This is a genomic window from Marinobacter sp. NFXS9, from assembly GCF_040148665.1.
In the GTDB taxonomy this organism is placed as follows: domain Bacteria; phylum Pseudomonadota; class Gammaproteobacteria; order Pseudomonadales; family Oleiphilaceae; genus Marinobacter_A; species Marinobacter_A mangrovi.
In genome coordinates this window covers 457,075-474,432 of record NZ_JAGDDW010000001.1, presented here as the reverse complement: position 1 = coordinate 474,432, position 17,358 = coordinate 457,075, and the positions used below count along the sequence as shown (strand labels likewise).

General features: G+C 60.9%; 13 protein-coding genes. 5 read left to right on the top strand and 8 right to left on the bottom strand.

Annotated elements, in window-relative coordinates; all coding sequences use genetic code 11:
* From J3364_RS02050 to J3364_RS02025, 6 genes are all read right to left on the bottom strand, one after another.
* Positions 1-651 carry a phosphonate ABC transporter ATP-binding protein gene (locus J3364_RS02050; protein ID WP_349556287.1) on the bottom strand — a complete coding sequence of 217 codons (651 nt, stop codon included), beginning with the start codon at positions 649-651 and terminating at the stop codon, positions 1-3.
* Positions 651-1,508, bottom strand: coding sequence for a putative selenate ABC transporter substrate-binding protein (locus J3364_RS02045; RefSeq protein WP_349556286.1), 858 nt, complete (start codon positions 1,506-1,508; stop codon positions 651-653). Before J3364_RS02045 ends, J3364_RS02050 begins: the two co-directional genes overlap by 1 nt.
* A 120-nt stretch (positions 1,509-1,628) precedes the next feature.
* Positions 1,629-3,899: a selenide, water dikinase SelD gene (gene selD, locus J3364_RS02040; RefSeq protein ID WP_349556284.1), complete on the bottom strand. Its 2,271-nt coding sequence runs from the start codon at positions 3,897-3,899 to the stop codon at positions 1,629-1,631.
* A gap of 139 nt (positions 3,900-4,038) precedes the next feature.
* Positions 4,039-4,788: a helix-hairpin-helix domain-containing protein gene (locus tag J3364_RS02035; protein ID WP_349556282.1), complete on the bottom strand. Its 750-nt coding sequence runs from the start codon at positions 4,786-4,788 to the stop codon at positions 4,039-4,041.
* A 181-nt stretch (positions 4,789-4,969) separates the two neighbouring features.
* On the bottom strand, positions 4,970-5,386 hold the full coding sequence (locus J3364_RS02030) for a hypothetical protein (RefSeq protein WP_349556280.1): 417 nt from the start codon (positions 5,384-5,386) through the stop codon (positions 4,970-4,972).
* A 306-nt stretch (positions 5,387-5,692) separates the two neighbouring features.
* Complete coding sequence (locus tag J3364_RS02025) at positions 5,693-7,222, bottom strand: bifunctional GNAT family N-acetyltransferase/carbon-nitrogen hydrolase family protein (RefSeq protein ID WP_203140990.1); 1,530 nt, start codon at positions 7,220-7,222, stop codon at positions 5,693-5,695.
* A 205-nt stretch (positions 7,223-7,427) separates the two neighbouring features.
* Here J3364_RS02025 and J3364_RS02020 point away from each other — a divergent pair, with 205 nt between their 5' ends.
* Positions 7,428-9,317 carry a methyl-accepting chemotaxis protein gene (locus tag J3364_RS02020; protein WP_349556278.1) on the top strand — a complete coding sequence of 630 codons (1,890 nt, stop codon included), beginning with the start codon at positions 7,428-7,430 and terminating at the stop codon, positions 9,315-9,317.
* A gap of 294 nt (positions 9,318-9,611) precedes the next feature.
* On the top strand, positions 9,612-11,501 hold the full coding sequence (locus tag J3364_RS02015; RefSeq protein WP_349556276.1) for a methyl-accepting chemotaxis protein: 1,890 nt from the start codon (positions 9,612-9,614) through the stop codon (positions 11,499-11,501).
* A 15-nt stretch (positions 11,502-11,516) separates the two neighbouring features.
* Here the strand turns inward: J3364_RS02015 and J3364_RS02010 are convergent, their stop codons facing one another.
* Positions 11,517-12,521: a transporter substrate-binding domain-containing protein gene (locus J3364_RS02010; RefSeq protein ID WP_349556274.1), complete on the bottom strand. Its 1,005-nt coding sequence runs from the start codon at positions 12,519-12,521 to the stop codon at positions 11,517-11,519.
* Positions 12,522-12,662: 141 nt separating this feature from the next.
* Here J3364_RS02010 and J3364_RS02005 point away from each other — a divergent pair, with 141 nt between their 5' ends.
* Positions 12,663-13,220: a DUF4442 domain-containing protein gene (locus tag J3364_RS02005; protein ID WP_349556272.1), complete on the top strand. Its 558-nt coding sequence runs from the start codon at positions 12,663-12,665 to the stop codon at positions 13,218-13,220.
* A gap of 200 nt (positions 13,221-13,420) precedes the next feature.
* On the opposite strand, the gene recQ is transcribed toward J3364_RS02005, so the two are convergent.
* Positions 13,421-15,265: a DNA helicase RecQ gene (gene recQ / locus J3364_RS02000; RefSeq protein ID WP_349556270.1), complete on the bottom strand. Its 1,845-nt coding sequence runs from the start codon at positions 15,263-15,265 to the stop codon at positions 13,421-13,423.
* A gap of 234 nt (positions 15,266-15,499) precedes the next feature.
* Between recQ and J3364_RS01995 the strand changes: the two genes are divergently transcribed.
* Both J3364_RS01995 and J3364_RS01990 read left to right on the top strand, forming a co-directional pair.
* Positions 15,500-16,693 (top strand): 1-acyl-sn-glycerol-3-phosphate acyltransferase, encoded by a 1,194-nt coding sequence (locus tag J3364_RS01995; protein ID WP_123634520.1) that lies wholly within the window; start codon positions 15,500-15,502, stop codon positions 16,691-16,693.
* 7 nt (positions 16,694-16,700) lie between these two features.
* Entirely contained in the window at positions 16,701-17,351 is a 651-nt protein-coding gene (locus J3364_RS01990) for an acyl carrier protein phosphodiesterase (protein ID WP_349556268.1), read from the top strand.
* The last annotated feature ends 7 nt before the right edge of the window (positions 17,352-17,358 follow it).

The following is a 17,358-nucleotide window of genomic DNA, read 5'->3' as shown; positions in this document are numbered from 1 at the left end:
CTAGTAGAGCGGCAGGATATCGCTGGGAGTGAGGCGTCGGGTCATGTCGTCCAGTGCAATCTGGCCGTTCTGGATGCCGATGATGCGATCGCAGTAGCGCAGGGCCAGGTCGATATCGTGCAGCGCCACGACGGAGGTGGCGTAGGACTCGGTCATCAGGCCCATGACGACGTGGGCGAGCGGACCGTCCAGCGCGGACACCGGTTCGTCCGCCAACAGGATCTCCGCGTTCTGGAACAGGGCCCGGGCAATCGCCGTGCGTTGTTTCTGGCCGCCAGACAGAGCTGCCACCGGCATACGCAGTTTTTCCTGGATGCCGAGCTTTTCCAGCAAAGGTTCGATGGCCCGGAGTTCCCGCCGTCGCGGCCACACCAGGTTGAGCAGGTTGTACCAGCGCGAGTGCGCGGCCAGCTGCCCCATATAGACGTTATGGAAAACGGGCAGGGACTGGACCAGCCCCTGCTCCTGGGGCACCAGCGCTGCCCGGTCCCGCACCTGTTCGTACAGCAGGTTGAGCAGCGTTGATTTACCCGCACCGCTGCCGCCGACCAGCGCAATGTGCTCGCCCGGACGAATGTCCAGCGAGATCGGACCCAGGACCTGCTGGCCACCGTAGGCGGCCGTCAGGTTGCGCAGGTGGACGGCATCCATCAGTCGATGATTCCGATCTGTTTGGCGGTTTCGCGGATGGAGTCGTAATCCGAGTTGCTGGCCGGGATAAAGGCAGAGCGCGGGAATTTCTTGAGCAGCTCGGGATCGTCCATATTGAGCAGCGCCTGCTTGACCTTCTCCTTGAAGCCCTCGCCGAAACGCTCGTTGACGTCGCCGCGGATGGTCCACTGGTAGTCCTGGTAAGACGGGGTCTCCCAGATGACTTTGACCGCGTCGGTGTCGATCTTGCCGGCGTCCAGTTCGCTGTTCCAGACGGCGTAGTTCACGGCGCCCACCTGATAGGTGCCGGATTCCACCAGACGGATGGTGCGGGAATGGTTACCGCTGAAACCGACGCGACTGAAGACGTCTTCCGGTGCTTCGCCGAAGGTCTGGCGAATGTAGTATTCCGGCATCAGGCGACCGGAAGTGGACCCTTTGGAGCCGAAGGTAAAGGTCATGCCCTTGATCGCCTTGGGCAACGTGTCGGAATGCTCCAGGCCGGTGCTCTTGTGGGCGATGAAATAGGTGATGAACTGGGTGTCTTCCTTGCCCTGGGCAATCGCTTCGGAGCCGGGCACCAGCTGCCGGGCCTGGACGCCGGACAAACCGCCGAACCAGGCCAGTTGTACCTGGTTGTTGCGGAAGGCGGACACGGCCGCGGCGTAGCTTTTCACCGGTACGTAACGTACGTCCACATCCAGCTGTTCGGACAGGTAGTCGGCTACGCTCTGGAAGCGCTCACGCAGTCGGGTTTCGTCGTTATCGGGAATCGCGGTAAAGACAAAGGTGTCCGCCATGACCGGGGCCACCAGTGCCAGGGACAGCAGTAACGCCCGTCGAATCTGTTTCAGCATGTTGTTTTCTCCGTCGATGCCTGGTTCGCCGGGCTTCGCCCCGGCATTGGGTTCTGGGTGCGCAAGAATACCGCCTTACTGCAGGGGATTGAAGCACTCCGCCTGGTGCATCCTGCGCGTTTACACGAGGCGAATGGGCGCCAGCTCATCGCCCGCCTCGAGAATGTTTCCGACAATCGCCGCCTGCCCGTACCCCCGCTCTTTCAGGGCGGCCAGGCATTCCTCGGCCTGGTCCGCTGGCACTCCGGCGAGCAGCCCGCCAGCGGTTTGCGGGTCGAACAGGATCGGGTAGCGGGGATCATCCGCTTTCTCGGCCTGGTTGCTAATTGCCCGCCGCAATCGCACGTTGGCGGGTTGCAGCGAACTCAGGATGCCGTCTTTCAAGGTCTCTTCGGCGCCTTCCAGCAGGGGCAGGCTGAGCAGATCCAGTGCCGCATCGACGCCGGACGGCCGGGTCATTTCCACCAGATGCCCCAGCAATCCAAAGCCGGTGACGTCGGTGCAGGCCGTGGCTCCAAATTCTTTCAGACACCGGGCGGCTCTCTGGTTGGACACCTGCATCTGCGCCAGGGCGCCGTCGATCCAGCGTCCGCGGGCCTTGAGCCGCGGGTAGGCGGCAAACAGGGTGCCGGTGCCCAGCGGTTTGGTCAGGATCAGGACGTTGCCCGGTCGCAGGCCATCCTTGCGCAGGATGGCATCCGGGTCGACCAGACCGTTGACGGCAAAGCCCAGTCCCAGCTCCAGCCCTTCACCGGTGTGCCCGCCAACCAGGGCGCAGCCGGCACTGTTGAGGACATCCACGGCGCCTTTCATCATCTGGAACACCAGATCTTCCACCTTGGACTCGATCCCTGCCGGCACCGTAGCGATGGCCGTGGCGCTCTGGGCCTCGGCGCCCATGGCGAAAATATCCCCGAGGCTGTGGTTGGCGGCAATGCGCCCGAACACATAGGGGTCGTCGATGAACGCGCGAAAGAAGTCGATGGTCTGGACCACCGCCTTGCCGTGGGGAACCGCGAGTACGGCGGCATCATCGGGTGAATGCAGACCCACCAGGATGTCATCACGTTCAACGGGTTGGATCCGGGCCAGGGCACGCGACAGGACGGTGCTGCCCACCTTGGCACCACAACCGCCGCACCGCATGGCCAACGCTGAAATCGCCTGGGCGGCATCCTCGTCGTTCAGCGCGGCCGAGGTATCGGGCTGCTGCGCCGCTTCCGCCATTGCAGGCAAATCATTAAAGCGGGCCATGAAGCGGCGATCGATCCGGTCCTTCCAGCGCCAGACCCATCGGCCGCCGAATCCCAGGGCGCCCCGGGACGCGATGGCGTAGCGGTCGCCGGTGCTGATCAGTGCCAGCCAGTGGCGTTGAGGATGGAACGGCCTGGGTGTTTGTCCGAGTGCAATTCGTCTCAGATTATCCGCCAATGGCCGGCCCTGGCGCACGGCAAATACGCCGGCCTTCTCCCGGGGATGTTCGGAGACGTGGGCGATATCACCGGCCGCGAAGATGCGGTCGTCGGTTTCGGTTTGCAGTGTGTCCCGGGTAAGGATAAAGCCGTCCTCGTCGAGCGCCAGTCCCGTCGTTTTCAACCAGTCCGGCGCGCCGGCCCGGGTGACCCAGAGGGTTTCGTTGACGGCCAGCGAGCTGCCGCCGGCGGTACGAATCTGGTTGGCGCTCACCTTGACCACGGGATCGCCCAGGTGAAGGCGGATGCCGCGGTCCCGGACCACGCTTTCCAACCGAGCGCGAACCCGGGCGTTATGCGTCGGCACCAACGTGCTGTCGGCGTCGAACAGGTGGAAGCGCAACTGGCGCGGATCCTTGTTCAGGGACTTGAACACCTGGCGCAGGCGGTACTGCATGGCGAGGATCAGCTCGACGCCGCCGGCACCGGCACCGACGACGGCAATCGACAGCGGCCCCTGATGATGCTCGCAACGCTCAAGCAGGGCCTGCCAGCGGTTGTTGAAATCGTGGATAGGTTTGACGGGGACGGCGTATTGATCGGCCCCGGGCACATCGCCCAGTCCCGGTGCGGAGCCGATATTGATCGACAGCAGGTCATAGGGCACCGGCGGTCGATTGCGGCAGAGCACCTGTTGGGACGGTCGATCAATGCCCAGCGCCTCATCCCGGAAAAAGCGGGCGCCGGCAAACTCAGCCAGTCGACGCAGGTCGATGTGTACGTCGTCATAGTCGTAATGGCCGGCCACATAACCCGGCAACATGCCGGAGTAGGGGGTATGCGTGTCGCGGCAGATCACGGTCAGTCGAACGCCTGGCACCGGCTTCATGGCAAACCGTCGCAATACGCCGACGTGGCTGTGGCCACCGCCGATCAGGACGATATCGCGCAGGACGGGTTGCTCGGGAGAGCGCATCATTCAACCTCTGACAAGACAAACGGTTGCGTATGATACGCAGACAGACGTTTGACGAGAACCGCCGGACGGCGCTCGGGTCGGATCAACGCGAAGGGGAAAGGCTGGGGGACGGCGCAGTGATCGTCCCCCGGTATTCGAATCAGGAGAGAAGCTTCTTTGCCTCGGCAGACCAGGTGTCGTAACCGCGCATGGTGGAGAACTCTTTCATCTTCTCCTTTTCCTCGGCGGACGGATCGGCGATCTGCTTGATGGAGGTGATGCCTTTGGCCTGCATTTTCTTGGCTGTCGCCGGACCGATGCCCTTGACCTTGGTCAGGTCGTTTTCGTTCACGGCTTTCGGTTTACTGGCGGTGGCCGTCTTGGCGGCTGCGGCTTTCTTCGGTGCGGCGGCCTTTTTAGCGGCGGGCGCCTTGGATGCGGAGGCCTTGCTGGTCGCCGAGGCTTTGGCGGCGGGCTTCTTGGCCGCTGGCTTGGTCGTGGCCTTCTTGGTGGTCGTCTTGGCGGTCTTGGCAGCCTTGTTCGCCGCGGTTTTCGCAGCAGGCGGCGTTGCCTTCGCAGCGGTTTCCTGCGTCTTGTCGGCGACCTTCGCGGTGGTCTGTTTCACTTCCTTGGAAGCGAGACCTACGCGCTCGAGCAGGTGATGCTGCAGTTCGTGGAATTCGTTCAGGCGACGATCCAGCTCTTCGTTGAAGCGCTTCATCTCGCGCTCACGGAGCTTTTCCACTTCATCCAGCAGTTTGCGAATCGGTTCCTGGACCTGACTCTGCAGGGCGTCGAACTGCTTGAATGCGTCGTTGATGAGTTTTTCGATCTGGGTGGAGGTCTTCTCGAATTCCTTGTTGACCTTCTTCACCAGTTTATCGACACCTGCCTTTTCTTTCTTGGCCATGGTTCATTCCCCGTTTGCTCTGGTTTATTGATGACTGCGGTGTTTCGATGCGTTTCCCGTCAGGGGGTTACGCTCAAATCTTAAAGCAGGATTGGGGGAGTGTGACGCCCTTTCCCTGTCTGTCCGGATTGCCTGTGGCGCCATCAATCTGCCACGGGTTTTGTCCAGAATCCCTGTACGATCAGGCCAGTTGCGTGGCGCCGGAGCCACTCTGACTGCGCCTTGAGCGCAACGACTGTTTGCGCTCGAGCACTTCCTGAATGCGACCCAATTTGCCGCGCAGATCCGCGTCGGTGCGGGTCTGCGAGGTTGCAAAATCAATGGAATAGAAGAAATTGCTACAGTGCTTTCTCACCTCAACGACCAGTCCCTGAAGGCCTTCCGCTTCGATGTTGTCGAACGGCATTTGCATGACGAGGTCGAACTGGAGGGTGTCGCCGGGTTCGAAGACTTTGTCTGTTTTCAGGATGCAGCCGTATTCGTCCAGTCCGAAAATACGGGATTCGATCAGTTCCTTCCTGAACAGGCCTTTCTTGAAGCGAAAGCGTGCCGTCAGGTCGGGCAGGGGCTGTGTGCTTGTGAGATCCATTCGATCCATGGGCAAAACCGCTGTTCCGGCAAAATCTACTACCGGTTGAAGACAGGTTCGCACCGTCGGGGTTCCCCGGCGGCACCTTCAATGGGCATCGACTGCGTTCGATCGCACCCTCGACTGACGCCTTTCACCTGCAATATTGCTCAAACTGTAGTCAGCGACGGGCAATATGGCAACGTGATCAGCCTTGTACATTAAACTTTTTGACGTCTTGTTCAAGTTTACAAGGTGTCGTAAGGGGCCAGATGCAGACGCATGGTAACCATTTGTGACATTTTGTGCCACGTCGCCTGCAGCTGGCCCGGGGTTTTACTGGTCCGAGGTCTTGGACACGGAATACATATCCGTACGACGATCCTTCAGGTTGGTGACCGAACCTTCGTCACGCACCAGCGTCAGTTTTTCCAGGTCCATATCGGAGAACATGATCATCTCGGTGTTGGGCGTGGTTTCCGCCATCACCGCATCGTGAGGGAAGGCGAAGTCCGACGGCGAGAAGACCGATGACTGGGCGTACTGGACGTCCAGGTTTTCGACCTTGGGCAGGTTGCCCACGCTGCCGGTAATCACCACATAGCACTCGTTTTCGATGGCCCGGGCCTGGGCGCAATGACGCACCCTCAGGTAACCGTTCTTGGTGTCGGTCCAGAAGGGCACGCAGATGATGTCGACACCCTGGGCGGCGGCGATCCGGCCCAGCTCGGGGAATTCGATGTCGTAACAGATCAGGATGGCGACCCGGCCGGCATCGGTCTCGAACACTTCAAACTGGTTGCCGCCTTCAATGACCCAGTCCCGGCGTTCGTGCGGCGTGATGTGGATCTTGCGCTGCTCGTCCACGCGGCCATCCCGGTGGCACAGGTAGGACACGTTATACAGCCGGTCGTTGTCCAGCAATGGCATGGAGCCGGTGATGATGTTGATGTTGTAGCTGACCGCCATCTCCGACATCTGGTCCCGGAACTGCTGGGTGAACCCGGCCAGGAAACGGATGGCGCGGGTCTGGTCGAGCTGGTCGGTCAGACCCATCAGCGGCGCGTTGAAGAACTCCGGGAACAGGGCAAAGTCGCTCTTGTAGTCGGACAGCGCATCGACGAAGTATTCCACCTGCTTGAGCACTTCATCCACGGACGTGAATTCCCGCATCTGCCACTGGACCGCACCCATGCGCACCTGGGTCTTGCGCGTCTTGAGGACCGGGGCCGGCGGCGTATACAGGATGTTATTCCACTCGAGGAGTGTGGCATAACCCATTGATTTCTGGTCTTCCGGAAGATACTTGTGCATCAGTCGGGTGACCTGGAAATCGTTGGAAAGCTGGAAGGTCAGGATCGGGTCGTAGATCTCCTTGCGATCGACCCGTTCAATGTATTCCGCCGGGGTGAACTGATCGGAGAACTTGTAATAGTTGGGGATCCGGCCGCCCGCCAGGATGGCGCGGAAGTTCCGGGAGCGACACAACTCCTTACGCGCCTCATAGAGACGCCGGCCCAGGCGGTAACCCCGATAATCCGGATGGATGAACACATCCAATCCGTACAGCGCGTCCCCGTCATCGTTGTGCCAGATGCGCTCGTTCTTGAGGATCAGATCGTCGTACGTGTGCGGGTTGCTGAAGCGCTCATAGTTGACGCAGACGGTCAGGGCGACGGCGATCAATTCACCGTTGTCTTCGATGCAGATCTGCCCGTCGGCAAACTGCTCCACCAGTTCCTTGATCGTGTCTTCCGGCCAGGCGCCGCCAATGTCGTCGTAGACAAGATCCATCAGCGCCTTGAGCTGAGGATAGTCGTCGTCGGTCAGGTTACGGAGATTGAGGTGCAGTTCTTCGTGAGCCATCGAGGCATCTCCCGGCTGTATAAGCGTGTTGCAAAGGGTTACAAAAAAGGGCGATCAATAAGGGTTTAGCATAACAGATCGCCATCAGGCCTTGCGGTATCCTGCTGGCCATCCAATTCCGGGCTGCTCGCGTGATCCGCAGGGCCGGGAATCCTCACCGGCCTACCGGCGCTCAATCTGTTGTGCTAACCAGGAGAATGTCCGCATGGGCAGTATGTCATTCGGCCAAAAGCTGCTGACAGCCGTTGCCGTCCTGCTGATCGTCGTGATCAGCGTGTACGCCATCATGGGCGATCGCCGCCTTGTGAAGACCACGGACACCTATGTGGAGGCGATGGTCGACGATTCAATCAACCAGAGTACGGCCAGTATCGCTGAATGGCTCAATGGCCGACTCGACATGGTGGAAGCCACCGCCGACGGGCTGCGCAACGTGGAAAACGAAGCCCAGGCCCGCACGCTACTGCAGACGGCCACCCGGGGCGGCGGTTTCAACGACGTGTATGTCGGTGGCGCCGACGGCTCGATGCTGATGCCGACCGAAGCCCGCGACGCCACGCTGCCGGACGACTTCGACCCGCGCACGCGTCCTTGGTACAAGCTGGCCCGCCAGAATGGCCAGGGCACCTTTACCGAGCCGTTTGTGAACGTGACCAACGGCGGCATTATTATTTCCGCCGCGGCGCCGGTCAAAAGCGGCGCTTTTGAGGGTGTCGTCGGCGGTGACATCACACTGAAAACCATCGACCACCTGCTGTCGTCAGTGACCCTGGCCGACACCGGTTACACCACGCTGATCAACCGCAAAGGCACGATCCTTTACCACCCGAACGCCAAGCTGGTCGGCAAGAACATCAAGTCGCTGCTGGGCAGCCAGCCGTCGCTGGATGGTTCCTCCCACGAATACACCCTGGACGGCGCCGACTGGCGGGTCAGCTTCCATCCCATCGAGGGCGCCCGCGGCGTGGACTGGTACCTGGGGTCTTTCGCCAATGACGACCTGATTATGGCACCGGTGAAGGACGCGCGACTGGCCGGATCGATCGTGGCCGTGATTGGCATCCTGGTCACGCTGGTCCTGCTGCACCTGGTCGTGCGCGCCTTGATGAAGCCCGTCCGCAGCCTGCGGGATGCGATGAAGGACATCGCCAGCGGCGACGCCGACCTGACCCGGCGCCTGTCCGTGGACAGCGGCGACGAGTTTGGCCAGACCGCGGAGAGCTTCAACGCCTTCATCACCAACGTCCAGGGCGTGGTTCGGGACGTCCAGCGCGGCGCTATTGAGCTACGTGATGCCGTGGGCTCGCTGCGCCAGACCGCTCGGGCCAGCCGCGACAGCGTGGAAGGCCAGCAGTCGGAAATCGACATGGTGGCCACCGCGATCAATGAAATGTCCGCAGCAGCCTCTGAAATTGCCCAGTCCGCCCAGCAGACGGCCGATGCCTCCAGCGCCGCCGACAAGGATGCCAAGGAGACCCAGACGACGGTCAAGGCCTCTCGCGATGCCGTCGAACGCCTGTCGTCGGGCATCGGCAGCGCAGCGGATGTGATCGAGACCCTGGGTAAGGATGTCGCCCAGATCAATACCGTTCTGGACGTCATCCAGGACGTGGCCGAGCAGACCAATCTGCTGGCGCTGAACGCCGCTATTGAAGCCGCCCGCGCTGGTGAGGCAGGGCGCGGATTTGCCGTCGTTGCCGATGAAGTGCGCAACCTGGCACGCCGGACCCACGACAGCACTGAAGAGATCAATGCCATGATCGAACGGCTTCAAAAGGGCGCGGATAACGCCGTGAGCGTGATGCAGGACTCCCGGGCCATTTCCAACGTGAGCATGGAAAAGGCGCAGGATGCAATGGACGCGCTGAACCGGATCGCCGAGTCCATTACCGCCATCAGCAACATGACGACGCAGATCGCCACGGCGTCCGAAGAGCAGACCTCCGTCACCGAAGAGCTGAACAGTTCCATCACCCGCATTGCCGAGCAGGGGCAGGAAGCAGCCAGCGCGGCGAGCGACAACGATGTCTACAGCAGCAAGATCGACGACATCGGTCGCACGCTGCACGACAACGTCGAACGGTTTAATGTCTGACGTGGCTCATGCCGGCACCATAGAAGGTGCCGGCATCCTTCCCCTCCGGCCGTGCGTTCTGCCTGGCCCACTCCCAAATACTTAACGCTTCCCTGAAGACTTAACTAAAGTTAAGACACCGCCGGCCGATCTCTTAGATAAGAGCGGTCGCCATTGGAGGTGTAGGCGCCGCCGGCGCTGGATGCGATGGGGAATCCTGGCCTTGCTCCAAGGAGTCCCTTGTTTGCAGTCGCTGCTACAAACCAGGGAAGGGCAATAACTCAAATTCCAACGCTCAGATCGGGGACCCCTTCCATGCGCAGTATGTCATTCGGCCAGAAACTGCTGACAGCCGTCGCCATCCTTCTCATCCTTGTGGTAAGCATCTACGCCGTCATGGGCGACCGCCGCCTGGTGTCGACGACGGACACCTACGTCAATGCGCTGATCGACGATTCCATTGCACAAAGCACGGCGAGTATTGCCGAATGGCTCAACAGCCGGTTGGCGATTACCGAAGGCGCCGCCAGCGCATTGCGCCAGGTGGACGGCGAGGATGAAGCCCGGGCCATTCTGCAATCGGCCACCCAGGGTGGCGGTTTTGAGAACGTATACGTCGGGCGTGCAGACGGCTACATGTTGATGAAGACGCCGGCCGATGACGCTACGCTGCCCGACGATTACGATCCCCGCGTACGCCCCTGGTACAAACTGGGCCAGTCCGGCGGCACTGGCACGTTCACAGAGCCTTACCAGGACGTCAGTAGCGGCAACATGATTATTTCGACGGTGGCCCCGGTGAAATCGGGCACCTTCAAGGGCGTGGCCGGCGGTGACATCACGCTGGAAACCATCGAGCACATCCTGTCCCCGGTGACCCTCGCCGATACCGGTTACGCCACGCTGATCAATGACAAGGGCGTGATTCTCTATCATCCCAACAGGAAACTGGTCGGCAAAAAAATCAACGAGCTGATTGGCGGTGCGCCGCAGTTGGATGGCAGCTCCCACACCTACACCATCAAGGATGCCGACTGGCGCGTGAGCTTCCACGCGATCAAGGGTGCCCAGGGCGTCGACTGGTACCTCGGTGCCTTCGCCAATGACGACAAGATCATGGCGCCGGTGCAATCTGCCCGGGTCACCGGCACCATCGTTGCGATCGTTGGCATTATCGTGACGCTGATCCTGCTCAACATCGGCGTGCGCGTGCTGATGAAGCCCGTTCGCAACCTGCGTGACGCGATGAAGAACATCGCCAGCGGCGATGCGGACCTGAGCCAGCGCCTGGACGTCGATAGCCATGACGAGTTCGGCCAGACCGCCGAGAGCTTCAACGCGTTTATCGGCAACGTGCAGACTGTGGTGCGGGATGTCCAGCGGGGCGCGATCGAACTGCGCGACGCCGTTGGGTCGCTGCGCCAGACCGCCGGCGCGTCCCGCAACAGCGTGGAGAGCCAGCAAACCGAGATCGATATGGTGGCCACGGCTATCAACGAGATGTCGGCGGCCGCCAACGAAATCGCCCAGAACGCCCAGCAAACCGCGGATGCCTCAAATACCGCGGATCAGGACGCCCAATCCACGCAGGAAACCGTGAAGGCGTCCCGTGACGCCGTCGAGCGTCTGGCTGCCGAAATCGGCCAAGCGGCTGAAGTGATCGAAACCCTGGGCAAGGACGTCACCCAGATCAACACGATCCTGGAAGTCATCCAGGACGTGGCCGAGCAGACCAACCTGCTGGCCCTGAATGCCGCCATCGAAGCCGCCCGCGCCGGCGATGCCGGTCGGGGCTTTGCCGTGGTGGCGGATGAAGTGCGCAACCTGGCCCGCCGCACCCACGACAGCACCGAAGAGATCAACGCCATGATCGAGCGGCTGCAGAAGGGGGCGGATAACGCGGTCAACGTGATGCAGGAGTCCCGCGCCGTGTCCAACGTCAGCATGGAGAAGGCCCAGGACGCGATGGATTCACTGAACCGGATCGCCGAGGCCATCACATCCATCAGCAACATGACCACGCAGATCGCCACGGCCTCTGAGGAGCAGACCTCGGTAACCGAAGAACTGAACGCCTCCATCAATCGCATTGCGGACAAGGGGCAGGAGGCGGCTGCCGCAACCAGCGAGAACGACATCTACAGCGGCAAGATCGACGAGATCGGCCAGTCCCTTCAGGACAACGTGGAACGGTTCAAGGTCTGATCCGGGGCCGAATGGTCACTGAATGGGCGAGGCCCGGGAAACCGGTTCCTCGCCCAGTTGGATCCTGACTTTCATGTTCTGAAGCACATCCTTCCCAATGCCCAGCATCCCGCCTGGTAACCAGGGGTTGCCCAGATGGAACACATGGCGGTCGGACAGGTGTAAGGCCTGGACGGGCCTGGTGTAGTAGGCGTGCATGAAATCGGCAAAGCTGCCGTCGGCAATGGCACGCTCCAGACCCAGCTGGATCCGGACCGCCAGGCCGAAGTCGCTTCGCCCCACAAAGAAGTAGTTCGGCATGGTGTAGGTAAACAGCAGCGTGGGCTCAATGACCAGGTTCTTGTCCGACCGCAGCTTCAGGTCGTAGTACACCTCACTGACACCCCGGGCGAAGCATTCGAAACGGCCACCTTCCAGCATATCGAACAGGTTTTCAAAGCCGGGATGAGTGACCACGTCCAGCCCGTTGGCTTCCAGGATCTTGGTGTCCGGCCAGTGGCGCCCCTGACCAAACCGGATCCGGCGCTCCCGAACATCGGCCAGCCGGGTGATGCCCTTGAATCGGGGTAGCATGTCCTTCGTCGTCACGCACACCCGGTATCCCAGCAGGCCACCATCAATCGGGATGGTGACGGCGAGAAGGTTGTCTTCCCGTTCCGGCGTCGTCGCCACATTGGCCACCTGCACGGAGCGCGAACGGTCGCTCGCCAATTCCCTCAGGGCTCGCCCCTGATTCATTTCCGGGCTGCGCACGATCGTGTAGAGGCCATATTCCGGAGTCTTTTGCAGCGCCAGATCCAGCAGCGCGTGTATCGCAGGGCTGTCGTAGTTGCGGTACCAGAGGATAATCTGTTGAGGTGGTTCTGCTTCGGCGTGCTCGTCTGACGGGGATGCGGCAACCGGCTGCATCAGGCATGCGGCAACCAGGCAGCCCCGGCAAAGCGAGATCAGGATATGGCGGATAAGGGCCAGGGGCTCTGCCTGGTCAGCCCCCGATGAGAATCCTCGGCGTAACAACACAGCACGTCCTATGCGGTACCACTTCTGTCAGTGTAGCGGCTTTGGCCGCGACGGATGCCAGTGAAACATTAAATGATGACAAATGTTGTATCCCGGGTCCCATTTTGGGAATCTGCGGTTCACTTTGGGAGGGAAGGCGCCATGCGAAATCGACTGATAGCCATGACCGGCGACTGGCTGGCCGGCCTGGATCCGGAAGCGGGCCTGGAAAAACCATTGAACTGGCTGCAGCGCCATGGCGGCATGCGGATGGTGAACCGGCTGGTGGGATTGTCGATTCCATTCGCCACCCGCAATCGGTTCCGTGTCGAGGCGGTCAGCCGGGGTTATGTGCGGGCGCGCATTGCGCTCAAGGGTAACCGCAATCACTTTGGCAGCCTCTACGCCGGCGCCTATTTCCTCGTGGCGGAAATTCCGGGCGGCGTGATGACGCTCTTTGACCTGGGACCGGAGTACATCCCCATCCTCAAGGAGATGTCGCTGCAATTTCTGGAACCAGCCAACAGTGACGTGACCATTGAATTGAACATGTCCGAAACCACACGCCAAGCGATCCAGGCGGATGCGGACACCACCGGCCGGGCGGCCTTTACGCTGGAAGGCGAACTGAAAGACGAATCCGGCACCCTGGTCGCCCGTTCAGTAGCGCATTACCGGGTGCGCAAGAAAGGATTTGAGCAAGCCATTGGTCACCCGTAGGTTGGGCTGACGCAGGAAGCCCAACAGGCGTTTTCGCAAAAACGAAGCCAGTGCCCGACGGTTGTGGCCAGTCGCCAGAAATGGATGGTGCCTCAGAGCGGCGCGCAATCCGGAAATATTGAGATGCCTGGACATGATTTGTTGGGCTTCCTGCGTCAGCCCAACCTACAGTCAGCCCACGCAGGATTGCCAGGTAAAGCTCAGTCCAGCGTCCCAAGCACCTCTAAAAACTTCTCGCCGTATTTTTCCAGCTTCGCGGCGCCGATACCGCTGATTTCGCCCATGGCCTCAAGATCCCGGGGCTTCTGGTCCAGCATGGCGAGCAGGGTGGCATCGTGGAAGATCACGTAAGGAGGGACGCCCTGTTCGTCGGCCAGCTCCTTGCGGCGGGCGCGGAGTTTTTCCCAGCCATCGGGATCGCTGACCACCAGCTGGCGTTTGCTGCCACTGGCGCTGCCTTTGCTGGTTTTCTTGCGTTCCGGATCTTGGCGCAGCCAGACCGTTTCTTCGCCCCGCAGAAGAGGGCGGCAGTGTTCGGTCAGGCTGAGCGCGCCGTAGCCTTCGGCATCCGCCTGCAACGAGCCATTGGCCACCAATTGCCGGAACACGCTCTTCCATTGCCGGGCTGACATATCGGCGCCAATGCCAAAGGTGCTGACCTTGTCGTGCCCCATGCTGCGGATGCGTTCGTTATCGGCACCGCGCAGCACGTCGATCAGGTAGTTGACGCCGAATCGCTGGCCGGTACGGAACACGCAGGACAGCGCTTTCTGCACGGCCACTGTGGCGTCCCAGGTTTTCGGCGGCTCAAGGCAGGTGTCGCAGTTACCGCAAGGGTCCGGCAGTTCATCGCCGAAGTAGCGCAGCAGAACCTGACGGCGGCAGTCCACCACCTCACAGAGCCCCAGCATCGCATCCAGCTTCTGACGCTCGACGCGCTTGAACTGATCGTTGCCCGGCGAGGACTCCAGCATTTGCCGCAGTTTGATCACATCTTGCAGGCCGTAGACCATCCAGGCATTGGAAGGCGCGCCATCTCGTCCCGCGCGGCCGGTTTCCTGGTAATAGGCTTCGATGCTTTTGGGCAGATCGAGGTGGGCGACAAATCTCACGTCGGGTTTATCGATCCCCATGCCAAAGGCGATGGTGGCGACAATGATGATGCCGTCTTCCCGCAGGAATCGCTCCTGGTGCGCGGCTCGCGTATCCGCCGGCAAACCTGCGTGGTAGGGCAGTGCCGCATAGCCCTTGTCGCTCAGCATCTTGGCAGTAGCTTCCACCTTGTTGCGCGACAGGCAATAGACGATTCCGGAGTCGCCCTGATGTTCCTCTTTAATAAATGCCAATAACTGTTTGTTGGCATTGTCTTTCTCAGCGATTCGATACTGGATGTTGGGTCGATCGAAGCTGCTGACGAAGTGACGGGCGTCGGTCAGATGCAGACGCTCGGCGATTTCCTTGCGGGTGCGCTCATCCGCCGTGGCGGTCAGGGCGATCCGGGGAACAGCCGGGAATTCCCGCTCCAGCATGTCCAGGGACAGGTAGTCTTCCCGGAAGTCATGACCCCACTGGGACACACAGTGCGCTTCATCGATGGCGAACAGGGACAGCGGCGCCTGGTGCAATAACTGCTGCATGCGCGGCTGGAGCAACCGTTCCGGCGCGCAGTAGAGCAGGTCAAGTTCTCCCTGGACCAGCGCATTCTCGATATCCCGGGCTTCGTCCGGCCACTGGGTGGAATTCAGGAAGGCAGCGCGAATTCCGGCCTGGTTCAATGCGGCCACCTGATCCTGCATCAGTGCGATCAGCGGAGATATGACAATGCCCACACCCGGCCTCACCACGGCCGGCACCTGGTAACAAAGCGATTTACCGCCGCCGGTGGGCATCAGTACCAGGGCGTCTTCGCCCTGCAGCAACGCCTCGACCACGTCGCCCTGGAGCGGCCGGAAATCCTCGAAACCGAAGGTGTCGTGCAGCACCGTCTGGGCACGGGCTTTGAGGCTTTCGGGATCGGTGGCCGGTGGCGTTTCGGTCAGGGTCATAAAGTTTCTGGGCGGCAGATGAATGGAAGGCGAGCAGGATACCAGAGACGGGGCCTTTTTCTCACCGTCGGGGACGGTACAATGTCGCCCTTTGATCTGGCGCGGTAGAATGGCGCCACCTAAACTTGCCGACAGGCCTTTGACTCGGCGACCTGAACGTCGCTCACCCAAGGCCTTGGCATGGATGGGCATAGCCAACGGTTATCGCCCCAAAAAATATCCAACAAGGACACCATGCAGGATTTTGATGCAATTCGGCCGTACCGGGATGATGAAACCCCGGATGCCATCAGCCGCCTGGTCAACGACCCGGAGTTCCTGACGCTTATCGGCCGCTTCAAGGCGCCCACCATGACCCGTCTCGCGCCCGCGGTGACCCGCTTCTGGATCAGCCGCTGGCTGAAGCGCGAGTTCGGCAGTGTGGATTCCATTGGCAGCCTGCAGGCTCGCCTTAACCCCCTCGTGGGTCAACTGATCGAGAGAACCACCACCCGGCTCAGTCATTCCGGACTTGAAGGGCTGGATAAGGACACGGCCTACGTGTTCATTTCCAACCATCGGGACATTGTATTCGATCCCATGGTGGTCAATTACCTGCTACATGAGAACAAGCAGCAGACCACGCGCATCGCCATCGGCGACAACCTGCTCCAGAACCGGCTGTTTGCCGAGATGATGCGACTCAACAAGAGTTTCGTGGTCAAGCGCAACATGTCGAGCCCGCGGGAGATGCGGGACGCCTACCAGACGCTGTCGGCGTTCATCCATCATTCGATCGAGGACAACCAGAGCATCTGGATCGCCCAGCGTGAAGGGCGCGCAAAGGATGGCCTGGACCTGACGGATCCGGCGATCATCAAGATGTTCTACATGAGCCAGAAGAAGTCCGGCATCAGCTTTGCCGAATCGATGAACCGACTTCGCATCGTGCCGGTTTCCATCGCCTACGAATACGACCCCTGCGATGTGCCCAAGGCGCGCGAGCTGGAGGCTCGTGCCCGCACCGGCTCCTACCAGAAGCACGCCGATGAGGACACCGATCAGATCGTGCAGGGCCTGACCGGATTCAAGGGCCATGTGCACGTGCATTTCGGGGCGCCCATCAGCGACTCGCCGGATTCGGCGAAAGAACTGGCCGCGCGCATCGATGAGGACATGCATCGCCATTACCACCTGCACGCCTCCAATCTCATCGCCTACGACATGAGCCAGGTGAACCAGCTCAGTCATCAGACGGAACCCCAGGTCCCGGAAACCATCGAAACAGCAGAGGCCTGGTCACCGGCGGATATCGAAGCCGCGCGGTCTGAACTGGAGCGGCGCCTGGGTGCCGTGGACCGGGCATTACATCCTTTCCTGCTGGCGATGTACGCCAACCCGGTGAACAGTATGCTGAAAGCCCTGGCGCCGCCGCTGACAGACGGCTGATCCGGTCATGAACCACCTCGCGCACCTGTTTCTGGCCCAGCCGACAACGCCCTCACGCGTCGGCAATCTGCTGGGGGATTTCGCCCGGGGTGTGGATACCGAGGCGCTGTCGGCGCCGGTTCGTCATGGCTTGCAGAATCACTGGACGGTGGACGCCTACACCGACCAGCATCCGGAGGTCCGGGCCTCCAAGGCCCTGTTCTCGTCACGCCGTCGGCGTTTTGCGGGCATTGCGCTGGATGTTCTGTACGACCATTTCCTGATTCGCCACTGGGGCACCTTCGCGGCGATCGATTTCGACGCCTTTGTGGCCGGGGCCTACGCCGACCTGGAAGCCGGCGAGCACCTGATGCCGTCCCATATGGCGACGGTGGTCGGACGGATGATTCGTCACGACTGGTTTGATGCCTACCGGAATCTGGAGCAGGTGGGTTTCGCGCTGGACCGGATTGCCGGCCGCATCCGCTTTGCCAATCGCTTTGACGGTGTCATCGAAGAGATCCGGGCCCATGATGAAGAACTGGAGCGCCATTTCCTGGAGTTCATGCCCGAGCTGATTGCCCACGTGCAAAGCCGCCAGACGGAAACACCGATTGAATCCACCGCAGGTGAGCCCTGGCACTGGATTCGATACACTGCCGACGATTCCCAATCCTGAAAACAGA